This window comes from Neptuniibacter sp. QD57_21 (assembly GCF_047778075.1).
Taxonomy (GTDB): Bacteria; Pseudomonadota; Gammaproteobacteria; order Pseudomonadales; family Balneatricaceae; genus Neptuniibacter.
This window is the reverse complement of record NZ_CP180549.1, coordinates 290,782-316,752: the sequence shown is the minus strand read 5'-3', so window position 1 is coordinate 316,752 and position 25,971 is coordinate 290,782. Positions and strand designations below refer to the sequence as shown.

The window sequence follows — 25,971 nt, the reverse complement described above, 5'->3', positions numbered from 1 at the left end:
CATAGTTTTTAAACCTGCTCAGTTAATTGAAGTAGTTCTTCTTCAATTTCAGAGTACAGTTCGTCTGAATAGTCTTGAGGGACAGTAAAGTTATGCTGGTTTTCCGGTTGATTGACCGAAGCCCATCGAGCCGGAGAAGCAACCTTTACATCACCGAAGAAGGATATGGTTTTAAGATTAGATCCAGCGGCTAAATGCATAGGGCCCGTTGAAGTACTGACAAACAAAGAGAAATTACTCAACAGCAGAGCAAAGTCATAAACGCTACCCTGCGATCGGTGCAAAACCGCCTGACCTCCAAGTACAGCATCTGTTTCAGCAATTAAAGATTCATCATCAGGGCCAAAGGTAAACACAACCCTATATTTTTCCTGTTGAATCACTGCTTGAGCAAGACGGATATAATCTTGCAGCGTTAGATTACCATCGGTACTCCCACCACTGCCTGGATGAAAAGCAACGATGGGGCGGTCATTCTCTAACTGATATTGCGCATTAAATGCTTCCAAAGCCCGAATTGAATCAGCCTTAGCAAAACCAAACAAAGGCGCCTGTATACCTGTCTCGATTTGGCTATCAAATGCTTTAAGAAGATCTAAGTTATAGGCAAACTCAGTTTTTTTCACCTGACTACGACGCTGCTTAACTCGACAGTTAAACCAGATTTGCGCCAGTTTAGTTGCCGGTCCTATGCGCTTAGGAATACCCGCACGCCATAATAGAAAGCCTAATTGTGAATCGATAAACGCTGAGATACTTACGGAGCACTTTGCCTTCTTAACCGCCGCTAATGTAGCGCCAAGATTGTCAGGCTGATACTCAATCACCTCATCAATATAAGGTAACTGCTGCGCTAAACTGAGATTAATCTTAGACACTAAAGCAACCAAGCGCAGCTCTGGTCTAACTGCCTTTAGGCATTGGAACATCGGCAGAGCAACAACAAAGTCGCCAATCTTGTCGTGGCGAGTAATTAAGACACTAGTTGTCATTGGCGTTCTCTATCCTACCGCTACTGTCTTTGGCTGCTTTATTCAGCTCATACAGCTTCATATACTTATAAAAATTCGTCGCCATATGTGAAAAGGCGATAATCAACCCTGCAGACCCATCCATAAAACCACGCTTTAAGAAATAGGTTTTAAAGAATGAGTAGATGCCATTCAAGCTGGCTTTCAGCGGAGATGACTTCTTTATGCCTTGCTTATCTTCTGCAAAAAGAGAGGAGTACTTATCAAGCTTAACGATGAATTGAGAGATATTTTGATAAGGATAGTGACGAACGGTGCCTGCTAGGTTTTCGACTTCGAAGCCTTCGGTGATAACAAGCTCATGCACTTTACTGCTATTAAAGTTGGTTTTGGTACGATCATACAGACGCACGATCACATCTTTGCCCCAACAATGCTTAACTTCACGCTCTTTGTAAAAGTTACTGCGCGTAATTGAATACACCTTATCAGAATCTAATGAGCGTTGTGCCAATGCGGAGATAAACTCATCTGCAAGCACTTCATCCGCATCCAATGACAATACCCAGTCATGCTTAGCATAACTAGCAGCACGCTGTTTCGTTTCACCAAAACCTAAAAATGGCCCTTCAACCAAATTGACATTCTCGAAGTTGGAAACTAGTGATTGCGTGCCATCATCCGATCCATTGTCATAGATCACCACATCATTAAAACAGGCCAAAGCGTCCAAAACAGGAACGATGGTTTCTGCGCCATTTTTAACGATAATAACGCATGAAATATGGTCGATATTAGTCATTAACGGGCTTACCTTTTAAGCGCTTTTTGAAGTTTTTCAAGCGTTTATTCTTGTTAGAGAAGAGCTTTACCTGCTCTGCAAAGTCATCAGGTACAGCGCTATGTTGAGCGTACTCTTTTGCAATAACGTCTAAATCTTCATCTCTTGCCCAGAGTTTTTCAAAACCCCGTGCTCGCATTTCGTTATCGAGCTCAAGTTGTAGCATGCGATTAACATCAACAATCTTAAATTCATATCCACCATCAGCGAGTTTTCGGATCAAGATATTACCCGGCGAATAATCTTTGTGGAAAAATCCAGCATCGTGCAGCGCTAAAGAAAACCTCGCGAATGCTTTAAACACTTCAGGTCGATCCGGAAAATCTAAGTCCAGTAAGGGCTCACGGATCGTAAAATCATACGCGTAATGCTCACTGACAAAATAACTATTAGAAATTAAGCCACCGTCAAAGTACTCAACATAGGCAACCGGTGTTGGCGTAAAGTAACCCAATAAAAGGGAGTTCTGATACGACTTTTCAGCCTTACTCGGTCTGAGATACGTATAAATACAACGCCTTAGTAAGTTCGGCACTTTGAAAGACTTCAAGACCAATGATTCATCTAAGTAATCAACTATCTTTAGTTCATTCCGTGCTTTATGAATGGATGTATCACTACTTTCAAACAAAGCAGGCACATCTTTCAAAATCGCACTAAAGCGCTGACAATTTGGATTTACAACTGATTTCATAAGGTTAGATGTATCTCAATAGCCTAAACTGGATCAATACGCTACCGTTTAGGCTCAAAAGGCATAAAGCCTTTTCTACAATTTAAACAACAGATTTCAGCGCAGTTTAACATAAGCTGATTTATTCATATCATTGATTTACTCCTAAGATACATAGGTAAATTGAAACTTTCCTATTTTATCTCTGTCCTAGAAGCTTCTGAATTTAAGTAGATATTATTGATGAAAAAGCTACCTCTACTCCTCGTTATCTTAAGTGCAATTGCGGCCTTCTTTATATTTGATCTGGCCCAATACTTAAATTTGGACTTTATCAAAAGCAACCAAGCAAGCTTCGAACAGTATTACGCTGAGAATCCAATCAAGACAGTAGCGATCTTTTTTGGACTGTATGTGCTCGTTACAGGACTGTCTTTACCCGGTGCTGCCATTATGACGCTGATTGGCGGTGCACTATTTGGACTCGTTACCGGCTTACTCATCATATCTTTCGCCAGCACCATCGGCGCAACTTTAGCTTTTCTCTGTTCCCGCTTTCTATTTCGGGAAAGCATTCAAAACCGCTTTGGCAAGCAACTACAGTCTTTCAATGCGGGCATGGAGAAAGAAGGTGCTTTCTACCTCTTTACCTTGAGATTAGTGCCGATCTTCCCCTTCTTTATGATCAATCTAGGTATGGGCCTAACCCCAATCAAAACTTGGACATTCTATTGGGTAAGTCAGGTAGGCATGCTGGCGGGGACTGCCGTTTATGTAAACGCAGGTACACAACTAGGTCAGTTAGAATCGCTCTCAGGCATTTTGTCTCCAGGGATCCTACTGTCATTTACTTTATTAGGTTTATTCCCACTGATTGCCAAGAAAGTGATCGATCTACTTAAAGCGAAACAGGTCTATGCCGGTATTCAAAAGCCCTCTACATTCGACACTAATATCGTTGTTATAGGAGCAGGTTCTGCTGGACTAGTCACCTCTTACATTGCAGCAGCAGTAAAAGCCAAAGTCAGTTTGGTCGAAAAGCATAAGATGGGAGGCGACTGTCTCAATACCGGCTGTGTACCCTCAAAAGCTCTGATTCGTTCCGCTCGCTTTGTAGCAGATAGCAAACGTAGCCAGGAATATGGCATTGAACACAGCGAGGTGAAGTTCAATTTCGCTGATGTTATGGAGCGAGTATCCAAAGTCGTTGAACAAGTTGAACCTCATGACTCGATTGAACGTTATACAGGATTGGGCGTCGATTGCGTGACCGGCAGCGCAACCATTCTTAACCCCTATGAAGTGGTCGTAAACGGAGAGATCATTACTACCAAGAATATTGTCATTGCTACAGGCGCTAGACCACGCATCCCTGCAATCAAAAACATAGAAGCCATGCAGCCACTGACTTCAGATAATCTGTGGCAGATACGCGAATTACCGAAACGCCTGTTAGTACTCGGCGGCGGCCCAATAGGCTGCGAATTAAGTCAATGCTTTGCCCGCTTTGGTTCTGAAGTGAGCATCGTTTTACGTGGCGATCACATTATGCCTAAAGAGGACAAAGACATCTCTGACTGGGTTAGTCAGCGCTTTGATCAGGAAGGTATCAATGTATTAGGCAATCGAAAAATGTTGGAGTTTGTTGAACGAGAGGGAAGCAAGTACCTTGTTTGCGAACATAAAGGCCAGATGGAGGAGATTCCATTTGATCAGCTTTTGGTAGCGACTGGGCGACAAGCTAATGTGAATGGGTTTGGCTTAGAAAATTTAGACATACAAACCAAAGCTGACGGAACTCTAGAAGTAAACGACTACTTACAAACAAAATACCCGAATATCTACGCTTGTGGTGATGTAGCAGGTCCATACCAGTTCACTCACGCCGCTGCCCATCAAGCCTGGTATGCAGCGGTGAATGCTCTGTTCGGTCGTTTCAAAAAGTTTAAGGTCGACTACTCGGTCATTCCCGCAGCAACTTTCACCGATCCAGAAGTCGCACGTGTGGGTTTGAACGAGTTAGAAGCTAAAGAACAGAATATCGCTTACGAAGTCACCTGCTTTGATCTTGAAGAATTAGATAGAGCAATAGCAGACAGTGACAATCACGGTAAGGTTAAGGTACTAACGGTGCCGGGCAAAGATAAAATTCTTGGGGCTACCATCGTGGGACCGCACGCGGGCGAACTTATCACCGAATTTGTCACCGCCATGAAGCATGGCTTAGGCTTTAACAAAATCTTAGGCACTATTCATATTTACCCAACCATGAGCGAGGCTAACAAGTACGCGGCTGGTGAATGGAAACGGGCAAACTCTCCGCAAAAACTACTGGACTGGGTAGCAAAATTTCACCGTTGGGAACGTGGTCAAAAGTAACGCTGTTTTACTAATTTGATAAACTCAGGCCAGGCCTGTTTTAACCATAACCTTTGATAAAGGCAGGTGATTTTAAACCAGCCTTTATCTTCATATTTGCGCGCACTAGTAGATAAAGGAACTGAACAGCATTTCAGTTTTATGCCCTGCTGACGCGCATACCAAACGAACAAGTGATCTTCACCATAAGCGACAGCCTCTGGGTAGCCTCCTACCTGTTCAAATAAGGACTTTGAGATTAAAAAGCCCTGATCGCCAAAGGGCACTGCCAAAATTCGAGACCGAAGGTTCGCACCAAGCGCATTGATAGGCATCCTAGAGGGCCCATCAGCAATAAAAGTCAGTAAACAATAATGCAGACGTTCAGGATAACGTTTTAAATTATCCAATAAGCTGGATACTAAACCGCTTTCGAATCGACTATCTAAGTGGAGAAACCAAAGATACTGTCCCCCAGCCTCTTTTGCTCCGCGGTTCATCTGTATGGCTCGACCAGGCTTGGTGCAAAACCATTTTACCGAGTAATTTGATAAGGAAGTGCAACTCTGAGCCAAGGCAAGCTGAGCTTGCTTACAAACAACAAAAATCAACTCAGCGCCGTCAGGGAGGTGTTGTAAGTCGTGCAACAATCCCTGCGGGACCTCTGCTTCAGTAGGCCCCACAGGAATAATGACGGAGAGGAAAGGCTTAGGCACTCAACAGTTCCAACAGCTCTTTCTGGGATTGGTTCAAGCTGTCGCGCGGCGTTAATACAGCAGATGCCAAACTGCTACGACTAGCGCAATCGAACGCTTCTTCTGGGCTGTTAATAAAGGCGGTAAGGACTGCCTTTGCTTTTTCTAAACTTGCACCATAACGGGCAATCACCTGCTCCACACTCACATGATGCGCAGGATCATCCATCCAGCAATCATAATCGGTCGCTATAGCAATAGTGCAATAACTGATCTGCGCTTCTTTTGCTAAAAACACCTCTGGCACATTGGTCATCCCAACTAAGTCACAACCCGCAGCGCCTCGTAAGAAGAAACTTTCGGCTCTAGTACCTAATCGCGGCCCATCAACACAACCATAAGTTTTATTTCGATACAGGGAAATACCTACCGATTCACCCGCTTTTTCAAGCGCATCAGCAAGAGGTTTAGAGGTTGGCTCGGCAGTGGAAACATGGGCTGCTAAACCGTTACCAAAAAAGCTCTTCTTGCGATTACCTTTTACAAAATCAAAGTACTGATCTGGCAGCGATAGATCGCCTGGTTTTATCTCTTCTTGCAGACTGCCGACAGCGGATAAACCGATTACCTGCGTAACCCCAAGCTTCTTTAAGGCCCAGATATTTGCACGATAATTTACTTCCGAGGGCAGTAACTCATGACCACGGCCATGACGGGGTAGGAAAAACAGATCCCTTTCACCCATCCGACCTTGCAGAATAGGGGCCGAAGGGGAACCGAAAGGTGTCTCTATCTCATGCTCCCCCGTAACCTCTAGCCCTTCTAACTGATATATACCTGTACCACCAATGATTCCTAACACACTCGCTCCTTATCCTTCACTACAAGACGCACCGTAAGCAAAACAGCTATAACAGCGATGATGCTTCATGCTTACTCGGTGCTCTAAACTTTCTCTTAAGCTACCGCCCAAATCGTACTCTTCGTCATCATCCACCAGCGTACAAGCATAGACTCGCATCTGACCATTTTTCTTCACCACCATTTTGCTAAAAGCGCACATAAAATCTTTACGGCTCTCTTCCGTTTGGTAAGTGGTCATACATGCTGTAGTTACCTGAGGCACCTGAGGAAGACTCCCCGGTGTGGCAAAGTCAGGGAATGCGACCAAATTAAGATCGCGCGGCAAACCGTATTCAACAAAGAGTGCTTTAAATGCATCATCAACCGACGCTTTATCTTCCTCTTTATCCATATGCCGAGCGACAGATATATGAAACCCTAAATCATATAGCTGCTTTAGGCCGTTAAGGGCGCTAACAAAATTACCCTCACCGCGCCCCGCATCATGTTCTGCTGCTGTAGGCTTATCTAGGCTTACCCGAAAACTCACGGGGTAGTTCGACTCGTTTAATGTCGCAACTTCTGCCATCCGTTTTTGGATGGCTTCCGTACCATTGGTTAACACAAGGCAGGGTTTAAACTGGGAGGCGTACGCCAATATTTTGATCAGCTGTTTAGCGAGAAATGGCTCACCTCCGGTAAATGAAAATTGTTCAACACCAAGCTCCAGAGCTTCATCGATGTAAGGCTTCACATCCTCAAACTTAACCAGTTCCAAACGTTTATCACCTGGGGCTGAGCCTTCTAAACAAAAAGGACACTGCAAATTGCATGCAGTACCAGTGTGAAACCATAATTCACGTAAAGTAAAAGGGTCGATATATCCCCGTGTCTCACCTTGCGGGGTTTTATACCAATTTTCCGTATGGATACGCTGCATAAATGACCTGTTTATTCCTAACTTGTAACCATCCTGTTATTCACTATAGGCGTTATCAACTGCAGTAATGCTTTTCTTGCAGGCCGCCGATCCGATTTGAGATCCTCGATCAATCGCACCAGATCTGCTTCAAGATCAATATCATAAGTCGGTTCGATATAGCCCACTGACAGCCCTGCATCTAAACAAAACTCTTCGAGTCCTTGAGCCAAACGCTCAGTACTCCAAGGCAGTGTTTCAATATTCGGCCATGCAACCCCTGAAGCCATCACGGTGACGCCTCCGTCATCGGCCTTACTGCAAACAACATCATAATCAGCCATCTTATGGCAAACCTGCTGAAGAAGGTCCAAGGTTAAAATCGGTGCATCAGTTCCGATAGTCACTATGTTTTGATGACCTTGCTCTCTCAAACGTTGATCAACTGTATTGATCCTTTCGCCAAGATTACCCGATGGCTGTGGAACTACCTGAACGTGCTCACCGTCCAGTAATCCCTCTGCCCACTCAACCTCATCAACAGACGCGGGAGACAGAACAACCCTACCTGACCAAGCTTGTGCATCCTCGAGTGCACACTGCAACAAAGCTTTGGCAATCTCAAACGTTGTTTCAGCACCTAATGAGGCCGCTATGCGTTGTTTACCCTGCCCAATACGAGGCTGCTTACAAAAGATTAATAGCGTAAAAGCTTTGCTCATATACAGGAGTAACCTTTAATTAAATTCCCTAACTGATTGATAGACCTAAGCTTAACGCGATAGTTCAAGGAAAACATATTCCCACTTATAGCAAAAGTTAATCTGCTACCACCCTTCTGCTAAAACCAAGGCTGTGATACAACTCAAGCATAAATTTTTTATCGAAGGGCTGCTATGAATCAGGTAATCCAACTTCTTAACGCACATCGTTCTATCCGAAAGTTCACTGATAAACCGGTTAGCCAAGAGCAGATCAACCGTTTTGTTCAAGCAGGCCAAGCAGCTGCAACGTCAAGTTTTATTCAGGCTTGCACGGTTATCCAAGTTAATGATCCAGACAAGCGAGCTTCACTAGCGGAATGGGCCGGTAATCAAACTTATGTAACAGAGGCGCCGACCTTCCTAGTCTTCTGTGCAGATATGAAACGCCATCAACTAAGTTGCGATATGCACGATGCGGAAATGCTATCTGGATTTACAGAACAATTTATTACTGCCACAGTCGATTGCGGCTTATTTGCGCAAAATGTTGCCATTGCAGCAGAATCCGAAAATCTGGGCGTGGTTTATATTGGCGGTTTGCGTAATAAGATTGAGCTAGTATCTGACGCATTAAACTTACCAGAACTGGTCTACCCTGTATTTGGCATGTGCATTGGTGACCCTGATCAAGACCCTGAAGTTAAACCTCGTTTACCATTGGATGTCGTGCTGAAACATGACCGATACGATGACAGCCAAGATCAAGAGCTTATTGCCGCATACGACCAAGATGTTCAAGCGTATTATAAGAGTCGTACTGGCGGTCAAAAGGATATGACTTGGAGCGAACAAATCTCTGGAATGCTGCAAAAAGAGGCGCGTCCACATATGCTTTCTTTCCTACAACAGCGTGGCTTTTTACAGAAGTAAACCTTGGAAAAGGTTATAATCAGTACTATCTCGAGCTAATCAATAGGAGTAAAACATGACGGGATCAATTGAAACAGGCGAATCTCTAGATCTACTTCTAGCACGACAGCCTGTGTTCAATAAAAGTCAGGACGTGGTCGCGTATTTGCTGTTATATCGTAATGATGATGAACAAGCTCCTAATACAATCAACGATCATCTGGCAACTTCTTCCGTTATCCTCAACACTTACGCAAGCATCTGCGAAGAAGGGGAAGTCAGGTCACTTCCTTGCTATATCAAACTTACTGATAAAACATTGATGGCAGATAACTTTCCAGACTTACCAAAGGAAAGCTTTATCATCGAAATTTTAGGACATTCAAAAATAAGCCCTGAATTTGTTCAGCGAGTCCAAGAGCTAAATCAACAAGGTTACCGCCTTGCCTTGTCTGACTATCGACCTCACCCAAAATATGAACCTCTGTTAAATTTAGTTCACATTTTAAAGATAGATATACAAAAAACAGGTGTCGACCAACTCCCTCAGACCGTAAAAGATCTTCGCCCTTACCATCTGGAACTTTTAGCTGACAAAGTCGAGTCTCAAAATGAATTCCGTAAATGCCATGAGTTGGGCTTTGCCCTTTTCCAAGGTTATTTTTTAAGTAAACCAGAACCAGTAAAAGGGAAAAAACTAGGCAGCAGTAAGGTTCTTCTTTTACAAATGATGGTAGAACTTCAAAGCCCTACCGCTACAGCGCAGTCTGTTGAGCAATTAGTTGTTAATGATCCTCTATTAACCTACCGAATCTTACGCGTTGTAAACTCCGCAGCTTTTAGCATCCAGCGAGAGATCGAGTCCTTATCGCATGCAATCAGCCTTTTAGGCTTCGAGCAAATTCGTAAATGGGTTAGCCTATTCCTAGTCACTGACACTCAAGAAAAGCCCGAAGAACTAACTCGCAGCATGCTAGTCCGTGGGCGTATGTGTGAACTACTTGCCGAGATGCTTGGACGTGATCAACCCATCAACAACTTTATTACAGGTCTATTCTCTAAATTAGATGTACTTCTGGATATGGAGATGCCGGAACTGCTTGAGCAAATTCCACTCCAAACAGATGTCAAAGCAGCCCTACTATCCAACGAGGGCCAGCTAGGGCAAATTCTTGATCAGGTTTGTCATTACGAACGTGGCGATTTTCAGGATTTAGATCTACTACTTGATCAACATTTCTATGAAGCCGCTTATCGCCATAGCCTGAGCTGGTCACAGCAAGTAATGCAATCTTTAAGTGATAAATAACAGGCTCATGTGTGCCGATTCTTGAGAATATCGAACTCACCCTGCTGCTAATTTTTGCGGCAGCAGGAACTTCATTTATTACCGCCGCTATGGGGATTGGTGGCGGTGTCCTACTCTTAGTAATTCTTGCCTCTTTTCTACCGGCTTCAGCACTGATACCGGTTCACGGCCTTGTTCAGCTAGGCTCCAATGGCAATCGTGCGATTGTTACTCGACAGCATATCGACTGGGAGATGGTGATTAGCTTTAGTATCGGCGCGCTAATTGGCTCAGCCCTCGCCTCACTAATCGTTGTGCAACTACCTCTGACGTTTATCCAAATTTCCGTTGCCCTATTTATTCTTTTTCTAGTCTGGGGCCCAAAATTAGGCGCTCATCAGATGAGCAAAAACGGCCTCGTCGTAGCTGGCGCAGGTACAACCTTCGCATCCATATTTGTCGGTGCGACCGGCCCTCTTGTAGCAGGTTTAGTGCACCGACAAAATTACGATAAGCACAGCAGCACGGCTAATTTCGCCACCTGTATGAGCATGCAGCACCTGCTGAAGATATTTGTATTTTCTTTTGTAGGTTTTGCTTTCTGGCAATGGCTGCCGTTAATCTTACTGATGATTTTAGGTGGGATGTTAGGCACTTGGCTTGGACTTAAAATGCTCAACCGCATTCCAGAAAAGCAGTTCAAAGTGATTTTTAAAACGGTTATAACACTATTGGCCATGAGGCTACTTTGGCAAGCCTCTCAACAGTTTATATAAAGATAGTAATTCGTTATGCAAATCTCACAGTAATTTATCTAACCGACCTAAAGAGCTTTCGCGATTTCACATTCCAAAGAGCCATCCTGCAGAAGCGATAGAACCTATAACTCTCGCGGGTGATCTTATATAACAAACCCACTTTAGTTTTGGCATCTAATTGAATATAAGTCCCCAAATCATTAGGAGATGAGACAACAGGCGGCAAAACACCTAAGGCAGGGACCTTATGCAAATAGGAACTACCAATAAAATAGTCAACGGAGTAACACCATCTAGCACTTGCTGCTAGAAAAGCCTTGGCCCCCTCTGGTGATATAGAATATCCCCCTGTTCGCATATCATTACAATTCCAATAAACGAGATCTAAGCTATCGTTGATTGATTCAACAAGAGAATGATTACCAAATTGAGCTTCTAACCGTATGTACCCATATTTTTCATGAAGCATCTCTATCTCTTGCAAAGCCTCTTTGAAGCCTTCCAAAGGGATAGCGTCATCCTCTAAGATAACAATTGGTTTATTTAGCTCAACACACTTTTTCCAGAGTAGATAATGGCTTGCATAGCAACCTCTCTCCCCATTAGAAAGAGGCCTACTTTTGAAAACTTTACGAAAGTTGTCATCAGGTAAATTGACTAGTTCAGCAGGCAATCCCTTATGACCATTAATCGCTTCAAAGATCTCATATTTTAGTTCCACATCATTGAGTATGTTTGTAATTCGCTCACGTCGCTCTGAAGCTTCTGGCAAGCTAATAATGAATATATCCATGATCTCTAGTGGTAACAGCTGACTTAATTGGAAGGGTAGTTTAACATGATGCCCCTACCCTACATACTGTTTTAACGTACTTAGGCACCAATGAACAAATCAATCCATGCAATTTGGCTAGGCAAAACAATGCCCCCTCTGTCACACGCTTGTGTGAACGACTGGAAGAAGCAAGGTTATGAGGTAAAGCTATGGACTGATTCCTCAGAGCAAGTCATTGAATGGATTAACGAGTGCGAGTTTGCGAAAGAGTGTTACAAACGAGGGCTTTTTGCATTCGTAAGTGATTACTTAAGAATCCGTATCTTACATGATTTCGGAGGGCTATATTTGGATACTGATGTAACTATAGTTCGAGACCCTTTTGAGTTATTTGAGGACTGCAATTTTTGTGTAGGATTAGAAAATGATAGTTTAGTAGGGACTGCTTCTATTTTCGCGACAGAATCACACAAAGTATTAAGTCAACTGCTCCACTTCTACCAAAATGAAATAATGTCTTCAGCTCTTTTTATGGGGCCCGATATTATGACTACCATACTAGCCCCATATAGGGAGGAGCCCGACATTAAAGTTTTGAGCCAAGATTACTTTTTCTCCTACCAAGGTCAGGATATCGAATTCTCTCACCCCAAATCGGCTCATTTAATACATTGGTACCAACATACTTGGAAGAGTCACAACATCCCATTTTTGAAATCTAAACATAAAGGGTTGCTTGGAAAAATATACGAGTACCAGAAACCTTTATTCAGACGGAAGTAGATTCTTTATCCCCTTTTAAGGTAGATAAATATTGACCATAGCGTTCAGACAGCGGTATAGAAAAAATCGCAGCCATAATGACTGTAAAAGTCCATAAGCCAGATTTCATAAACCAATAAGATTCAAAGATATTAACCACCAGCCAATATACTAGAAACATGATTGCTAGGTACTTCACTGATTGAACACTGCTACCATTTACTTTGGATCTAAATAAATCTTTTATTGGCAATACCAAGATCAGTAAGCACAGGAACAGTCCTAACATTCCAAAACGTAGCAAAGTTGCAATATATGAGCTATGAACATGCTGAAATCTCTTAAACCATTTAGATTGTGGCAATCTAGACGATTCTTCTATGAGATAAGCCTCTACCCCATTCCCTAGGCCTATAAATGGGCTTTTACCTATCCAAGTCACTGATTCGAACCACAATTGTAGCCTAATTCCCATACTAGTAAGCGGAGCATCCGAGAATTTTCCTGTTAACAAATAATCAGTAATAATAGAAAACTCTGCATTCAATCTATTATAAATAACATCAGTACTACCCACTAAAACAGCAAAAAGACAAAACCCCCCTAACATAGAAATTTTCATAAAGAGCGTTTTTTTATGCGAGATCACTCCGAAAAGAATCGCGCACATCATTGCTAATGCCACAGCGATGATTGCTTGTCGCGTCTGTGTAATTGCAAGAAGTATAAAAAGAGAAGGAATCAACAAAAACAAACCGGCCAACAGAAACTTATTACTTGTTGATTTAGTCAATAGGAAGTGGCTGTAACACAGCATAGCCAAAATAGAACCACCTAAAATCAATGCCCCGTGCTGTGCATTCCTATAATCGAAATCGATCCGTTTCCCAGAAAGTCCGGCCAAAATATCAGCGACTAAAGAGCCATTCAAGTAAAGAGTAAAGATTGATCCTAAGGCAAATGATATCAGCAGAGCCCAAATATACTCCTGCCGTCCCCTCAACCAAAATGCCACAAAGAAAAACACAAAGAACTCGAGCAGGTTTCCAACCTTTGGTGAGCTAGTTGCAAGCTCTGGGTAGTAGTTTAAACAATAATACCAACTACTTAATTGAAGAATTATAGCGAAAGGAATCAGCCACAATATCTTCTCATGTTTAAAAAAAGACCAATGTATAACTACCGCTGCCAATGACCCCAAGATCATCAGAGACTGAAAAATATCTGCAAACAATTTCCATGAATCTTTAAATGCCGCATAAATACACGCGCTTATCACCATAAGGAGGATAAATTTTTTAGATTCAAAAATTCTGACTAAATTGTCGCTTATCATTTCTAACACTTACCAAGGCTTTTAGTCATGTATATGAACAGGTAACTTTTATCACCAACTCCATACACCAACAATATTTCTAGCTTATTATTTTATCGCTCATATGATATCAGGACCTAAGACTATTTCAGAATCAAATCACTAATAAAAACCTCCTGTTCTGACCTATGACTATATTACTCATATTAATAAAGAACCCCGCATTAAGCGGGGTTCTTCAGTGCAAGAAAAACTCTTATATGATTAATCTAACTTAGACAGATCTCGAACAGCACCTTTATCTGCAGATGTTGCCAGCATACCGAATGCTTTTAGTGCTGCAGAAACCTTGCGTGGACGAGGCTCAACTGGCTTCCAGCCTAGCTTATCCTGCTCTGCACGGCGTTCTGCTAACTCTTCATCAGAAAGCAATACATCGATTGTTCGGTTAGGGATATCGATACGGATAATATCGCCGTTACGAACTAGACCGATTGCACCACCTGCTGCAGCTTCTGGAGAAACGTGGCCTATCGACAAACCAGAAGTACCACCAGAGAAACGACCATCAGTCAGCAATGCACAGGCTTTACCTAGACCTTTAGACTTGATGTACGACGTTGGGTAAAGCATCTCTTGCATACCCGGGCCGCCTTTAGGGCCTTCGTAACGTACGATAACAACTTCGCCCGCTACTACTTTATCATCAAGAATATTCTGAACCGCTTCATCTTGAGATTCTGTAATGTGTGCAGGGCCTTCGAATACAAGGATAGACTCATCTACACCAGCAGATTTAACCACACAGCCGTCTAGCGCGATGTTACCTTTCAATACAGCAAGACCACCTTCCAAAGAGAACGCATTCTCTAATGAACGGATACAACCATTCTCACGGTCACCATCTAGTGTTGGCCAGCGAGTAGATTGGCTAAATGCTGTCTGAGTTGGGATGCCCGCAGGACCAGCACGATAAAACTCCAATACTTCAGGAGTTGGGTTACGCATGATATCCCACTTATCCAGTGCATCTTTCATTGTCGGAGCATGAACCGTTGGAACGTCTGTGTGTAGCTTACCGGCACGATCAAGCTCACCCAAAATCCCCATAATGCCACCAGCACGGTGAACATCTTCAATGTGGTAATCAGGAGTATTTGGCGCCACTTTACATAGCTGAGGCACTACACGGGATAAACGATCAATATCATCCATGGTGAAATCGATCTCAGCTTCCTGAGCGATAGCCAACAAGTGAAGGATCGTATTTGTTGATCCGCCCATAGCGATATCAAGCGTGATGCAGTTTTCAAACGCTTTAAAACCTACAGAGCGAGGTAGAACTGATTCATCGTCCTGCTCGTAGTAGCGTTTAGCCAAATCTACAATCGTACGACCTGCTTCTAGGAACAAGTTTTCACGATCAGCGTGAGTTGCAACTACAGTACCGTTACCAGGAAGTGCAAGGCCTAGAGCCTCTGCCAAGCAGTTCATAGAGTTCGCTGTGAACATACCAGAACAAGAGCCACAAGTAGGACACGCAGAACGCTCTACTGCATCAACTTCTTCGTCAGATGCATTTGGATCTGCTGCAAGTACCATCGCGTCAACTAGATCTAGCTTATGCTCAGCTAGTTTAGTTTTACCCGCTTCCATTGGGCCGCCAGTAACGAAGATTACTGGGATATTCAGACGCATAGACGCCATCAACATGCCCGGTGTGATTTTGTCACAGTTAGAGATACAAACAATCGCATCTGCACAGTGTGCATTTACCATGTACTCAACAGAGTCAGCGATAATGTCACGCGATGGCAGAGAGTAAAGCATGCCGTCATGACCCATCGCGATACCATCATCGACTGCGATAGTATTGAATTCTTTAGCAACACCACCCGCCTTTTCAATTTCGCGAGCTACTAGCTGTCCCATGTCTTTCAGATGCACGTGACCTGGAACAAACTGAGTAAATGAGTTTGCCACAGCAATAATTGGCTTGTGGAAATCCTCATCCTTCATACCTGTTGCACGCCATAAAGCACGTGCACCCGCCATATTACGACCTGCCGTCGATGTCTTTGAGCGATATTGTGGCATTTCAATGACCCTTGTTTGTAATAATTTTGCTTAGCTATCGAGTATAACAGAACCGTTGCGAAAACCGTCGTTCCAATATTGCTTTGTTCGCAACAGCATATACCACGAAATGCGTTACCAAATGCACGAGGCTAATCCGACCAATAGATTAAAATTATGCATGTTCCAGCCCTTGCAGAGTCGAAGCCCGCACTCTAATCTTGGCAGCTTAGTTGTGTTAGAGGTTAATCATGTCCAACTTAGATAAAAAAGAGATTCGCTCTGACAAGTGGATGCAACTCTTCATCAAATCAGGCGTTCCGATCGCCATCATCAGCATTATCTGCTTGTGGGTGGGGTGGTTTTTCAAAATCCCTTCCCTAGGCCAAATATTTATTGTTACTGCTGCGATTGCGCTTGCGATCGGTATGGCTTACAACGTTCGCTTTGTCATTCTTTCGGTTAGACAATTAAAAGAAAAACAAAAGAAAGACTGATCTACTCCCAGTATCTCGATTTCTCTCTGGGAAACTTCTGTGGGGAGGCCCTCCTCACAGAATACCATTCACACTCGATACAGTTTCACGCCCGTAAGCTAGGCTATAAATTCTTTATATAAGTAATTTATCTGGTCACACGAACTATTTACTATCCATTCCATAGTACGGGATACTTAGAAATTAACGAAAAAACGGCCCATTCTGCATTCTTCCGAGAGTCAGATACTAAGGCTTAATATTCTATTGTTTGTGTAATCTGAATAGTGACCTGCACCAATGAGGTTTTCCCACATGCTCAAGCAGCAGATTCGATATGCTGTATTGTTACTAAGCCTAATGACTGGCTTAGCACCAGTGGCAATGGCAGACGATTCGCCATTAACACTCAAACAAGCCATGACCGCCGCGATTGAAGCAAGCGGTGGTGAAGTAATAAAAACAGAGACTACTGAATTTAAAGGACGTGCCGTTTTTAAAATACGCCTCGTTAAAGAGGGTCATGTTAAAGATATCTTGATTGACGCCAAAAGCGGCGCCGTGATTACCCCCAAATAAGGAGTTAAATACAATGAAGTTACTTGTTGTTGAAGACGATCCAGATCTACGCCGCCAATTGACGACTGCCTTAGAGGGTAACAACTATACAGTTGAAGAAACTGCTGATGGTGAAGAGGCACTATACATGGGCCAAGAATATCCATACGACCTCGCAATAGTCGATCTTGGTCTACCAAAGCTTTCTGGGATTGAAGTCATCAAGAAATGGCGCGCAGAAGGTAAAGAGTTTCCGATTATCATTCTAACCGCCCGCGGCGACTGGCAAGACAAAGTAGAAGGTTTAGAAGCAGGTGCAGATGATTACCTAGTCAAACCTTTCCATATGGAAGAGCTACATGCACGCCTAAACGCTTTATTACGCAGAGCAGCAGGTCACGCGAAACCTGTGCTTGAGTTTGGCCCGCTCAAAATCGATACCACTGGCCGCGTTGTTTACCGCAACGGCGAACCGGTTAAGCTAACAAGCTATGAGTATCGCACCTTCGAATACTTGGTATTAAATACAGGCAAGACCATTTCAAAGAGCGAGTTAACTGAACACTTGTATCACCAGGACTTCGACCGCGACAGTAATGTACTGGAAGTATTTATCCGTCGTTTACGTCAGAAACTGGACCCTGATCAAGAGTTACAGCCGATCACTACCGTACGCGGGCTCGGCTACCGTTTCGCCCTCACAACTGATCAGCCAAACGACTAAGGATAGTTCGTGAATATTCGATCTCCCCTGCAGTCATTGCAGGGGCGACTGTTGATTGCATCAGCAGTCATTCTTCCAATCGTTCTTCTTATTGCAGGATTAGCCTTGAGCAAGGCTTACCACAGCAGTTTAGAAAACTCGGTGAGAGACCGTTTGCAGCTACAGGTTTACCTGCTCCTTGGTGCAGTAGAACTGAAAGAGGATCATATTCTCTTCCCTGAGCGATTACAGGAACCTCGCTACGAACAGATTAATTCCGGTTTATATGCCGCTATACATGATCAAGAGGGCAATATTCTCTGGCGTTCTCTATCATCTTTACTTCTAGACGACCCTCAGCTTTCTGAAGTGATAAACCTTAGCGGATTAACCACTGGCGAGCCGAGGTTTGAACATTTGGAAGAGGCACAACTCTACCGATTCCAACTACGCATCATTTGGGAAACAGCAGGCAAAGAAAAGTCATTTCTGTTTACCGTAATGGAATCAGATGATCTCGTGATTCGCGATATTCAAGCTTATAACCAACAGTTAACGGCTTGGCTTGGCATCATTTTCCTCGTTGCGCTATTGGCGCAAACCTTCATCCTCAGTTGGGGCTTAACACCATTAAGGCGACTCGCTAAAGATCTTAAGGCGATTGAAGCTGGTAAAGCGGAGAAACTTAAAGGCCTTTACCCTGATGAAGTTGAACCGGTAACCACTAACCTTAACGGCTTAATTGAGAGTGAGCGTAAACAGCGAGAACGTTATCGAAATACCTTGGGGGATCTAGCTCATAGTCTGAAAACCCCACTTGCGGTAATGCGTGGCGCGGAGCTAGAAGAACACGAACTGCACACCTATCAATCTCTGGTATCTGAGCAAGTGGAACGCATGGATCAGATTGTTCAGTATCAGTTGAGCCGTGCAGTGAAGAGCAAGAACAAGCCTCTCGGTAAAGCGGTCCCTGTTGAGCCCATCATAGAACGAATGCTCTCGGCTCTTGGCAAAGTCTATCGAAATAAAAATGTTGTTACTGAAACATCTTTATCAGAAAACCTGACCTTCTTTGGGGATGAACGCGATCTCATGGAAGTGTTGGGTATGATCATGGAAAACGCGTTTAAGTACGGTCATAGTCAGGTTGCTATCTCTGCATCACAATCTGATCGAGAGTTAAAAATAACCATCTGTGATGACGGCCCCGGAGTAACACCAGAGATGCGCCAAGTCATTTTACAACGCGGCGCTCGCTTGGATACGTCAATTCAAGGACAAGGGATTGGCTTATCTGTAGCCACCGATATTATCAGTAGCTACCAAGGTCAGATTGAAGTGAAAGACTCCCCACTTGGCGGAGCCTGCTTTGTGATTCACTTCCCAAGTTAAAGATTAAGCATAAACACTTTGGAATTGCGCTGGAGATTAAACAGCGCTTTCTTCTCACCCGGCAAGTTATCCACAGGGGTTTCGACAAAACCACGCTCAACAAACCAATGCGCCGTCTTAGTTGTCAGCACAAACACCTGCTTAAGGTTGTGCTGCAGCGCTTGCTGTTCAATCGCTTTAAGCAGCTTATCGCCTCGTTCAGCCCCTTTATATTCTGACGAAACGACCACACAAGCCAACTCTGCCATCTGGTCTTCTGGGAACGGATATAGAGCAGCACAGCCAATCACCACGCCATCACGTTCGATAAGCGTGAAACGTTCGATCTCATTTTCTAAGACTTCACGCGAACGCCTTACCAGGGTGCCATCCTGCTCTAAAGGTTGGATCAATTCTAACACCGCACCTACATCTTCAATCGTTGCAGAACGAAGCTGCTCGTAGGAATCTTGCAGCACCATAGTACCCGAACCATCACGGGTAAATAATTCACCTAGTAAAGCACCGTCTTCTTTATAACTGATAAGATGGCAACGACGCACACCCTTGCGACAAGCAGCAACTGCGGCTTCTAAATGACGCGACATTTCCGTATGTGGTTGGTCTGTATCTTCCAATGAAGATAGATACTGCCCAACCAAGCGTTCAGCCTTGCGGGTCAATAACTCACTACGCAATTTGCCCGAGCTATCCAAAACACCTTGATCCGCACCAAACAAAATCAACTTATCAGCATCTAAAGCACTGGCAGCAGCCGTCGCTACATCTTCAACTGATAGATTGAATACTTCACCGGTTGGTGAGTAGCCTAAGTGAGAAAGTAGAACGATATTGCCATCATCTAACTGCTGGGTAATGGCATCATGATCTAAGCGACGAACTTCACCCGTATGGGCCATATCGACGCCGTCCAGCACACCAACGGGCTTCGCTGTCACAAAGTTGCCAGAAACAACCTTAATGCGCGCACCGGCCATCGGCGTATTAGGCAACCCCAAAGACAATCTCGCTTCAATTTCTGCCCGCACAATAGCGGAGGCTTGAATGACACAAGTCAGGTTTTCTTGATCGGTCACGCGAAGGTGATGATGCAAACGTGTTGTTAACTGCTTTTGTGCAAGCTGTTCTTCGACCTGTGGTCGCGACCCGTAGACCAAAATCAAACGCACACCTAAGCTATTCAGCAAGGCGATATCATGCACAATGTTGGCAAAGTTAGGATCAGCAACGGTTTCCCCACTCAACATCAACACAAAGGTGTTACCCCGATGCGCATTGATATAAGGAGAGGAATGGCGGAACCAATTGACGTATTGTTTAGTGTCGTCGTTCACAGTCAGTCTACAAGCAGTTTTCAATGATTAGGTCTATTACGGCTACTGTAGGCTTAATCGGCACAAAAGCCAAATATTCATCCATCTGAACATTACTCGGCAAGAGTGATTTAAAGCCCTATCTTAGTGCGTTAGACTGCAAACTTAGATGGCAGCCTATAAAGAGAAAAAACAGAGATGGCATTAGAAGTAGAGCTAAAGCTAACTTTAAGCCCGCATCATGTGGAATCATTAAAACTACAACCACTGTTCCGCTCCTCTCAAGTTCGAGAATTGGGTAGTCACCAGTTAGGTAACATCTATTACGACACCCCCGATCAGCAACTGACTCAACATCGTGTAGCCCTGCGCATTCGACGCAAAGGTGAACAGCTGATTCAAACACTGAAAAGCAGTGGTTCTTCTGAAGCAGGTATGCACTCACGCAAAGAGTGGGAGTGGCTGATTAAGCAACCGGAATTAGATTACGCACTACTTGAAAGTGCAGAATGGCCTAAAGCCCTTCAAGACCCGAATATCCACGCTCAAGTCGCACCAATTTTTAGCACCGACTTTACCCGTACAACGTGGATACTCGATACCCTGGATAGCAAAGGTAATGTGCTAAAAGCCGAGATCGCTTTAGACCAAGGCACTGTGAGTGCTCATGGCCGAGAAGATCCTCTGTGTGAGCTAGAGCTGGAACTGCTGGAGGGCGAGGCGACTGAGATGGTCAAATTCGCATTAGATCTAGCGAAACATATCCCTCTCTATATTAGCGATATCAGTAAAGCGGAAAGAGGCTATCGACTTCTCGATCCAGAGGCCTATGACGTTCATCGTAAACTTCCTGAATTCGATGAATCTACTACGCTAGAACAAAGCTTCAGCACTTTGTTGCAAAAAGAACTCGGTCTGTGGCCACGCTATTTAGAAGCTTGGCAATTTACTCAAGATTGGAAATACATCCCCCTAGCACTCGAGTCACTGCGTAATATTGGCGCCCTCTACGAGACCTACAGCGATATTGTGCCTGCAGAACCTGATGGCAAGATCGACTTCCTTCTCAGCAAACTGATCCGTCAGTTACGAGATATCGATGCGTGGCGACGTACAGCAGTTATCTCTGGTCAAAAAGAGAGTGACTTGATCAAGCAACAGCAGCAACGCTCAGAAGCGCGCTTAAATGTATTATTGCAAACAGCAGAACCGGGCGTATTAGCACTGCTGATATCAGAACAGCTGATAGAGAAATCTTGGCGCGAGCGCTGGCAGGAAAGCCACCAGCAACTTGCCCAAAGTTGTTTAACAAAAGCATGATAAGCATCACTCATTCAGTTGTTTTAGACTGTTAGAATGATTTTGGGGTCTTCATTTAGTACGCATCATATTCGGCCCCAAGTTTCACATTTCAGGAGACATAAACCTTATGCTCAAACCGCACATGGATTTACTGCCAGAAACACTTCAACCAGTACTCAGCAAAAACTGGGAACCCCTTGAAGAAACTCTGACTACACTGAGCAATACCCCTGAGAGTTTCAGTCAGGACTTAAGCCGAGTTCTGACCGGCAGTAACTTCGTGGCGGAGCAACTCGAGCGTCGCCCAGAGATGTTGAGTTCGCTCCTTGAAAGCGGTGATCTATACAGCACCTATTCAGAAGAGCAGTATCACAACACACTGAAAGAAACCTTTAGCTCTTTAGAAACAGAAGAACAGCTTCACAAAGCGATCCGTTGTTTCCGCCAGCGTGAACAAGTTCGATTAATCTGGCGTGACCTCACCCGTGCCAGCGATATGCGCACAACCACCCGTGAACTGTCTTGGTTGGCTGATGCTTGTGTCGAACAAACCATGAACTGGCTTTATGACCAAGCGTGCGAACGTTGGGGCACACCAACTGGCAGACACAGCCGTAAGCCGCAACGCATGGTTGTACTTGGCATGGGTAAGCTAGGTGCAAACGAGCTGAATTTATCCTCCGATATCGATCTAATCTACGTTTACCCAGAAAACGGTGAAACCGAAGGCAGCAAAAAATGCCTCGACAATCAGGACTTCTTTATCCGTCTAGGCAAAAAACTGATTCAGGCATTGGATAACAGCACCATCGACGGCTTTGTATTCCGTGTCGATATGCGCCTACGTCCTTTCGGCTCAGCTGGCCCCTTGGCGATCAGTTTCGATGCTATGGAAGGCTATTACCAAGAGCATGGTCGTGAGTGGGAACGCTACGCCATGATCAAAGCCCGCGTAATGGCCGGTGATAAAGAAGCGGGAGATGAGCTAATGCAGATTCTCCGCCCATTCGTGTACCGTAAATATATCGACTTCAGTGCTTTTGACTCTCTTCGTGAGATGAAAGAGATGATCAGCCGCGAAGTTCGTCGCAAAGGACTTAATAACAACGTAAAACTTGGCTCTGGCGGTATCCGCGAAGTCGAGTTTATCGCCCAGGTGTTCCAACTGCTGCGTGGCGGTCGTGATACACGTCTGCAACAACGCGAGCTGTGTAATATTTTACCGATTCTGCCAGACGTCGTAGGCATGCCGGAACAAGCCTCTAAGGAGCTGATGGCGGCTTATGAATTTCTCCGTAACGCAGAACACGCCATCCAAGCGGTAGCTGACAAGCAAACTCAAGAACTACCAATCGACGAAGTAGAACAATGCCGCTTAGCATTCAGCATGGGCTTTAACGATTGGGATAGTTTCGCAGCAGAACTAGAAAGTCACCGCGAGAAAGTACGTATCCACTTTGCCGATCTGATTGCGCCTTGTGAAGAAGCGGAACCTGAAGAGGATTCTGCATGCGACGATACTTGGCTGTCTCTATGGAATGACGACCTCGAAGATCAACAGGCGATTGACCTGCTTGAAGAACAAGGTTTTGACGACCCTAAAGAGGCATGGCACAAGATCAACACTTTGCGCGAATCGCGTACCGTGCAGATGCTACAGCTCATTGCGAAAGAACGCTTATTAGCCGTACTGCCTATTTTGCTACGTGAAATCGCCGCGACCGAAAATGCGACAGAAACCTTAGGTCGAGTCTTAACTCTGATCCAAGCGATCTTAAGGCGTTCAGCTTATCTAGTGTTATTGGCCGAAAACCCAACCGCACTTCAGCAGATGGTGAAACTCTGCTCAGCATCTAGCTGGTTCTCAGAAAAACTAGCGAAGCAGCCAATTCTATTGGATGAATTGATTGACCCTAGCAGCCTATATTCGCCACCGGATAAAGCTCAGCTAAACAGCGAACTACGCCAGCAACTGCTACGTATTCCAGAAGAGGATACAGAACAGTTAATGGACACCCTACGTTACTTCAAGAACGCTCACTCTTTGAAAGTAGCGGCATCTGAGATCACGGGTGCGTTGCCGCTCATGAAAGTAAGTGATTACTTAACTTGGACAGCGGAAGTTATCTTAGAAGCAGTGGTCGATATCGCTTGGAAGTTGATGACCGAAAAGCACGGTGCTCCACAGAAATCCGCAGGCGTACCCTGCAACCCAGACTTTATCGTTTTGGGTTACGGCAAAATGGGCGGGATCGAGCTTTCCTATGGCTCGGATCTAGACCTAGTTTTTATTCACGATTCTGATGCGAACCTGTTTACCGATGGCGAGAAACAGATCGCTAACTCGGTCTTCTTTACTCGCTTAGGTCAGAAGATCATCCACATCTTAAATACATTCACCACCTCAGGTCAGCTGTATGAAGTGGACATGCGTCTGCGTCCATCTGGTAACTCCGGCCTATTGGTAAGTTCTCTTAAAGCCTTCTCCGACTATCAACACAAAGAAGCGTGGACTTGGGAACATCAAGCCCTTGTTCGTGCACGCGTTGTTGCCGGTGATGCAGCTCTGAAAGAGAAGTTTGAAGAGGTGAGAGCCGAGATTCTTAAACTGCCTAGAGAAAATGAAAAGTTACTAGAAGAAGTAACAGAGATGCGCGAGAAGATGCGTGACCATCTGGGTAGCAAAGGTAATGATGAAGAGAACCCTGTGTTCCACCTTAAACATGACCGAGGTGGCATTGTTGATATTGAGTTTATCGTTCAATACTTAGTTTTACGCAATGCCGGTAAATGCCCTTCTCTTTATGAGTTCACCGACAACATCCGTATTTTAGATGCTGCCGAGCAGGTCGAGTTAATCAGCCAAGATACAGCTGAAACCCTACGAGAAGCTTATAAAGCTTATCGCGCAGCAGGCCATCGTCAAACCTTGCAGGATCGCTCCAATACCATATCTGGCGCTGAGATGACCGAGATGCGAAATGCAGTCGCAAGCATCTGGCAAGGGATCATGTCAGGGGAAAGCTAAGCTTTCTCCTGATAACGAAAAAGGGCAGCACCTGCGAAGGTACTGCCCTTTTTTATAAAACTGTCTAGGGAGGCCTTTAAACGTCGGTCAACCAACCGTGCTTATCTTCTGCCTTACCCCATTGGATATCGTTTAGCGCCTTACGTAAACGTAGAGTTGTCTCGCCAATACCACCGTTACCAACGCTGTACTCTTTATCGTTATAAACCATAGTACCCACTGGCGCCAATACCGCAGCTGTACCCGAAAGAGCAGCTTCGCAACCTGGCTTAGCAATACGCTCAAGCATCTCTTCTACCGAGATACTACGCTCAGACACTTTAAGACCTAAATCACGGGCAATGGTTAGAACAGAATCACGCGTTACACCGTGCAGGAAGCTTTCATCCAAATCACGTGTGATAACTTCATCACCATCGATTAGCAGGAAGTTAGCTGCGCCAGTTTCCTGAATATCACCGTTTGGACAGAACAGAACCTGATCAACATTGTGCTCAGCTTTAGCTTTCATCGTTGGCAGTAATGCACTCGCGTAGTTGCCACCACTCTTGATCATGCCATTGTGAGGCGCACAACGTAGGCCGTTATCTTCTACCAACAAGCGCAACGCGCGATCACCACCCGCAAAGTAATCACCTACAGGTGAAAGCAGTACGTAGAAACAAGCCGTTTCAGATGGCGCAGCCGCTTTACCGATCGCAGGCTCAGTACCAAACAACGTTGGACGGATATACATAGAACCCGGAGGCGCTGGAACTTCATCAGCAAAACGCTTCACTGTATCCAGAATCATCTGAGTTACAAATTCCTCATCCAATTCTGGCAGTGCTAATAGACGCGCACTTTGCGCCATACGAGATACGTTACGATCAATACGGAAAACTTTGATCGAACCATCTTCATGACGGAATGCTTTAAGACCTTCAAAACACGTCGAAGAGTAATGCAGCACATGCGCACCTGGGTGCAAGTTGATGCTGTCACTAGGGACCATTTCGACCGCACTCCAGCTGGAACCGTCAAACCAAGAGATTGACATTTCAGGCATAAAAACGGAGCCGAATGCAGTTGCCATGAGACCTTCCTTCTAATTATTTTGATGCGTTACTGTTTTGCCCTTCGATACACTCGATACAGGGGCAAACAGAGATAATATGTACAAATTTAGGGCTGATATTCTAATCCTGATAACAGAAAATTGGAATTCCCTGAGCCCTCCAACAGCGCATCTTGCGGAATTAAAGTGCCAATAAACCCTATAAGAATTGAAATTGGGCGTTTTTCTCCAATTCTTGTATGATTCTCACCTTAT

Annotated in this window: 23 protein-coding genes; 11 read left to right on the top strand and 12 right to left on the bottom strand. The window is 44.5% G+C overall.

Going from position 1 to position 25,971, the window contains the following annotated elements; all coding sequences use genetic code 11:
* Positions 1–8 precede the first annotated feature (8 nt).
* From ACMXYS_RS01330 to ACMXYS_RS01320, 3 genes are read right to left on the bottom strand one after another with little or no spacing between them, the layout of a single operon-like run.
* Entirely contained in the window at positions 9–992 is a 984-nt protein-coding gene (locus ACMXYS_RS01330) for a glycosyltransferase family 9 protein (protein WP_415897377.1), read from the bottom strand.
* Positions 982–1,773 carry a glycosyltransferase family 2 protein gene (locus ACMXYS_RS01325; RefSeq protein WP_415897376.1) on the bottom strand — a complete coding sequence of 264 codons (792 nt, stop codon included), beginning with the start codon at positions 1,771–1,773 and terminating at the stop codon, positions 982–984. Before ACMXYS_RS01325 ends, ACMXYS_RS01330 begins: the two co-directional genes overlap by 11 nt.
* Positions 1,766–2,506, bottom strand: a complete 741-nt coding sequence (locus ACMXYS_RS01320; protein ID WP_415897375.1) for a hypothetical protein — start codon at positions 2,504–2,506, stop codon at positions 1,766–1,768. The genes ACMXYS_RS01325 and ACMXYS_RS01320 overlap by 8 nt, the downstream gene beginning before the upstream one ends.
* Before the next feature lie 222 nt (positions 2,507–2,728).
* On the opposite strand from ACMXYS_RS01320, the gene lpdA reads away from it, so the two are divergent.
* On the top strand, positions 2,729–4,864 hold the full coding sequence (gene lpdA / locus ACMXYS_RS01315) for a dihydrolipoyl dehydrogenase (RefSeq protein ID WP_415897374.1): 2,136 nt from the start codon (positions 2,729–2,731) through the stop codon (positions 4,862–4,864).
* Here the strand turns inward: lpdA and ACMXYS_RS01310 are convergent.
* From ACMXYS_RS01310 to ACMXYS_RS01295, 4 genes are read right to left on the bottom strand one after another with little or no spacing between them, the layout of a single operon-like run.
* The gene (locus ACMXYS_RS01310; RefSeq protein ID WP_415897373.1) at positions 4,855–5,559 is read right to left on the bottom strand and encodes a hypothetical protein; all 705 of its coding nucleotides are present in this window, start codon (positions 5,557–5,559) and stop codon (positions 4,855–4,857) included. The two genes, lpdA and ACMXYS_RS01310, sit on opposite strands and share 10 nt — an antisense overlap.
* Complete coding sequence (locus tag ACMXYS_RS01305) at positions 5,552–6,400, bottom strand: MTAP family purine nucleoside phosphorylase (RefSeq protein ID WP_415897372.1); 849 nt, start codon at positions 6,398–6,400, stop codon at positions 5,552–5,554. The genes ACMXYS_RS01310 and ACMXYS_RS01305 overlap by 8 nt, the downstream gene beginning before the upstream one ends.
* Before the next feature lie 9 nt (positions 6,401–6,409).
* Complete coding sequence (locus ACMXYS_RS01300) at positions 6,410–7,321, bottom strand: radical SAM protein (RefSeq protein WP_415893145.1); 912 nt, start codon at positions 7,319–7,321, stop codon at positions 6,410–6,412.
* 17 nt (positions 7,322–7,338) lie between these two features.
* On the bottom strand, positions 7,339–8,022 hold the full coding sequence (locus ACMXYS_RS01295) for a TIGR04282 family arsenosugar biosynthesis glycosyltransferase (protein WP_415897371.1): 684 nt from the start codon (positions 8,020–8,022) through the stop codon (positions 7,339–7,341).
* Between the two features lie 174 nt (positions 8,023–8,196).
* Here ACMXYS_RS01295 and nfsA point away from each other — a divergent pair, with 174 nt between their 5' ends.
* Genes nfsA through ACMXYS_RS01280 form a run of 3 tightly spaced genes read left to right on the top strand, consistent with a single transcriptional unit; the run spans position 8,197 to position 10,977 of the window.
* Positions 8,197–8,934 carry an oxygen-insensitive NADPH nitroreductase gene (gene nfsA, locus ACMXYS_RS01290; RefSeq protein ID WP_415897370.1) on the top strand — a complete coding sequence of 246 codons (738 nt, stop codon included), beginning with the start codon at positions 8,197–8,199 and terminating at the stop codon, positions 8,932–8,934.
* Between the two features lie 55 nt (positions 8,935–8,989).
* On the top strand, positions 8,990–10,222 hold the full coding sequence (locus ACMXYS_RS01285; RefSeq protein WP_415897369.1) for an EAL and HDOD domain-containing protein: 1,233 nt from the start codon (positions 8,990–8,992) through the stop codon (positions 10,220–10,222).
* An 11-nt stretch (positions 10,223–10,233) separates the two neighbouring features.
* Complete coding sequence (locus tag ACMXYS_RS01280; protein ID WP_415897368.1) at positions 10,234–10,977, top strand: sulfite exporter TauE/SafE family protein; 744 nt, start codon at positions 10,234–10,236, stop codon at positions 10,975–10,977.
* A 34-nt stretch (positions 10,978–11,011) separates the two neighbouring features.
* Here the strand turns inward: ACMXYS_RS01280 and ACMXYS_RS01275 are convergent, their stop codons facing one another.
* The gene (locus tag ACMXYS_RS01275; protein ID WP_415897367.1) at positions 11,012–11,752 is read right to left on the bottom strand and encodes a glycosyltransferase family 25 protein; all 741 of its coding nucleotides are present in this window, start codon (positions 11,750–11,752) and stop codon (positions 11,012–11,014) included.
* A 90-nt stretch (positions 11,753–11,842) separates the two neighbouring features.
* On the opposite strand from ACMXYS_RS01275, the gene ACMXYS_RS01270 reads away from it, so the two are divergent.
* A complete protein-coding gene (locus tag ACMXYS_RS01270; protein WP_415897366.1) occupies positions 11,843–12,517 on the top strand; it encodes a glycosyltransferase family 32 protein in 675 nt (224 codons plus the stop codon).
* Here ACMXYS_RS01270 and ACMXYS_RS01265 read toward each other — a convergent pair.
* Entirely contained in the window at positions 12,504–13,832 is a 1,329-nt protein-coding gene (locus ACMXYS_RS01265) for an O-antigen ligase family protein (RefSeq protein ID WP_415897365.1), read from the bottom strand. The genes ACMXYS_RS01270 and ACMXYS_RS01265 overlap by 14 nt on opposite strands.
* Before the next feature lie 243 nt (positions 13,833–14,075).
* On the bottom strand, positions 14,076–15,908 hold the full coding sequence (ilvD, locus tag ACMXYS_RS01260) for a dihydroxy-acid dehydratase (RefSeq protein ID WP_415897364.1): 1,833 nt from the start codon (positions 15,906–15,908) through the stop codon (positions 14,076–14,078).
* A gap of 230 nt (positions 15,909–16,138) precedes the next feature.
* On the opposite strand from ilvD, the gene ACMXYS_RS01255 reads away from it, so the two are divergent.
* From ACMXYS_RS01255 to ACMXYS_RS01240, 4 genes are all read left to right on the top strand, one after another.
* Positions 16,139–16,384 (top strand): hypothetical protein, encoded by a 246-nt coding sequence (locus tag ACMXYS_RS01255; RefSeq protein ID WP_415883180.1) that lies wholly within the window; start codon positions 16,139–16,141, stop codon positions 16,382–16,384.
* 294 nt (positions 16,385–16,678) lie between these two features.
* Positions 16,679–16,942, top strand: a complete 264-nt coding sequence (locus ACMXYS_RS01250; protein WP_415883179.1) for a PepSY domain-containing protein — start codon at positions 16,679–16,681, stop codon at positions 16,940–16,942.
* Positions 16,943–16,955: 13 nt separating this feature from the next.
* Positions 16,956–17,645 carry a response regulator transcription factor gene (locus tag ACMXYS_RS01245; protein ID WP_415886645.1) on the top strand — a complete coding sequence of 230 codons (690 nt, stop codon included), beginning with the start codon at positions 16,956–16,958 and terminating at the stop codon, positions 17,643–17,645.
* 9 nt (positions 17,646–17,654) lie between these two features.
* Positions 17,655–19,016, top strand: a complete 1,362-nt coding sequence (locus ACMXYS_RS01240) for an ATP-binding protein (RefSeq protein ID WP_415897363.1) — start codon at positions 17,655–17,657, stop codon at positions 19,014–19,016.
* On the opposite strand, the gene argA is transcribed toward ACMXYS_RS01240, so the two are convergent.
* Positions 19,013–20,350 carry an amino-acid N-acetyltransferase gene (gene argA / locus ACMXYS_RS01235; RefSeq protein WP_415883176.1) on the bottom strand — a complete coding sequence of 446 codons (1,338 nt, stop codon included), beginning with the start codon at positions 20,348–20,350 and terminating at the stop codon, positions 19,013–19,015. The genes ACMXYS_RS01240 and argA overlap by 4 nt on opposite strands.
* A 177-nt stretch (positions 20,351–20,527) precedes the next feature.
* Between argA and ACMXYS_RS01230 the strand changes: the two genes are divergently transcribed.
* Together ACMXYS_RS01230 and glnE are read left to right on the top strand one after the other, a co-directional pair.
* Entirely contained in the window at positions 20,528–21,649 is a 1,122-nt protein-coding gene (locus tag ACMXYS_RS01230; protein ID WP_415897362.1) for an inorganic triphosphatase, read from the top strand.
* Between the two features lie 109 nt (positions 21,650–21,758).
* A complete protein-coding gene (glnE, locus tag ACMXYS_RS01225) occupies positions 21,759–24,659 on the top strand; it encodes a bifunctional [glutamate--ammonia ligase]-adenylyl-L-tyrosine phosphorylase/[glutamate--ammonia-ligase] adenylyltransferase (protein WP_415897361.1) in 2,901 nt (966 codons plus the stop codon).
* 76 nt (positions 24,660–24,735) lie between these two features.
* On the opposite strand, the gene ACMXYS_RS01220 is transcribed toward glnE, so the two are convergent.
* Positions 24,736–25,734, bottom strand: a complete 999-nt coding sequence (locus ACMXYS_RS01220) for a branched-chain amino acid aminotransferase (RefSeq protein WP_415883173.1) — start codon at positions 25,732–25,734, stop codon at positions 24,736–24,738.
* Between the last annotated feature and the right edge of the window lie 237 nt (positions 25,735–25,971).

What these genes read in the sequence shown, in the direction of transcription:
- ACMXYS_RS01270 (WP_415897366.1), top strand. Translation starts at nt 11,843, where the DNA reads ATGAACAAATCAATCCATGCAATTTGGCTAGGCAAAACAATGCCCCCT.
- ACMXYS_RS01285 (WP_415897369.1), top strand. Translation starts at nt 8,990, where the DNA reads ATGACGGGATCAATTGAAACAGGCGAATCTCTAGATCTACTTCTAGCA.
- nfsA (WP_415897370.1), top strand. Translation starts at nt 8,197, where the DNA reads ATGAATCAGGTAATCCAACTTCTTAACGCACATCGTTCTATCCGAAAG.
- ACMXYS_RS01275 (WP_415897367.1), bottom strand. Translation starts at nt 11,752, where the DNA reads ATGGATATATTCATTATTAGCTTGCCAGAAGCTTCAGAGCGACGTGAG.
- ACMXYS_RS01295 (WP_415897371.1), bottom strand. Translation starts at nt 8,022, where the DNA reads ATGAGCAAAGCTTTTACGCTATTAATCTTTTGTAAGCAGCCTCGTATT.
- ACMXYS_RS01220 (WP_415883173.1), bottom strand. Translation starts at nt 25,734, where the DNA reads ATGGCAACTGCATTCGGCTCCGTTTTTATGCCTGAAATGTCAATCTCT.
- ACMXYS_RS01325 (WP_415897376.1), bottom strand. Translation starts at nt 1,773, where the DNA reads ATGACTAATATCGACCATATTTCATGCGTTATTATCGTTAAAAATGGC.
- ACMXYS_RS01320 (WP_415897375.1), bottom strand. Translation starts at nt 2,506, where the DNA reads ATGAAATCAGTTGTAAATCCAAATTGTCAGCGCTTTAGTGCGATTTTG.
- ACMXYS_RS01330 (WP_415897377.1), bottom strand. Translation starts at nt 992, where the DNA reads ATGACAACTAGTGTCTTAATTACTCGCCACGACAAGATTGGCGACTTT.
- ilvD (WP_415897364.1), bottom strand. Translation starts at nt 15,908, where the DNA reads ATGCCACAATATCGCTCAAAGACATCGACGGCAGGTCGTAATATGGCG.
- ACMXYS_RS01245 (WP_415886645.1), top strand. Translation starts at nt 16,956, where the DNA reads ATGAAGTTACTTGTTGTTGAAGACGATCCAGATCTACGCCGCCAATTG.
- ACMXYS_RS01250 (WP_415883179.1), top strand. Translation starts at nt 16,679, where the DNA reads ATGCTCAAGCAGCAGATTCGATATGCTGTATTGTTACTAAGCCTAATG.
- lpdA (WP_415897374.1), top strand. Translation starts at nt 2,729, where the DNA reads ATGAAAAAGCTACCTCTACTCCTCGTTATCTTAAGTGCAATTGCGGCC.
- ACMXYS_RS01265 (WP_415897365.1), bottom strand. Translation starts at nt 13,832, where the DNA reads ATGATAAGCGACAATTTAGTCAGAATTTTTGAATCTAAAAAATTTATC.
- ACMXYS_RS01255 (WP_415883180.1), top strand. Translation starts at nt 16,139, where the DNA reads ATGTCCAACTTAGATAAAAAAGAGATTCGCTCTGACAAGTGGATGCAA.
- glnE (WP_415897361.1), top strand. Translation starts at nt 21,759, where the DNA reads ATGCTCAAACCGCACATGGATTTACTGCCAGAAACACTTCAACCAGTA.
- ACMXYS_RS01230 (WP_415897362.1), top strand. Translation starts at nt 20,528, where the DNA reads ATGGCATTAGAAGTAGAGCTAAAGCTAACTTTAAGCCCGCATCATGTG.
- ACMXYS_RS01300 (WP_415893145.1), bottom strand. Translation starts at nt 7,321, where the DNA reads ATGCAGCGTATCCATACGGAAAATTGGTATAAAACCCCGCAAGGTGAG.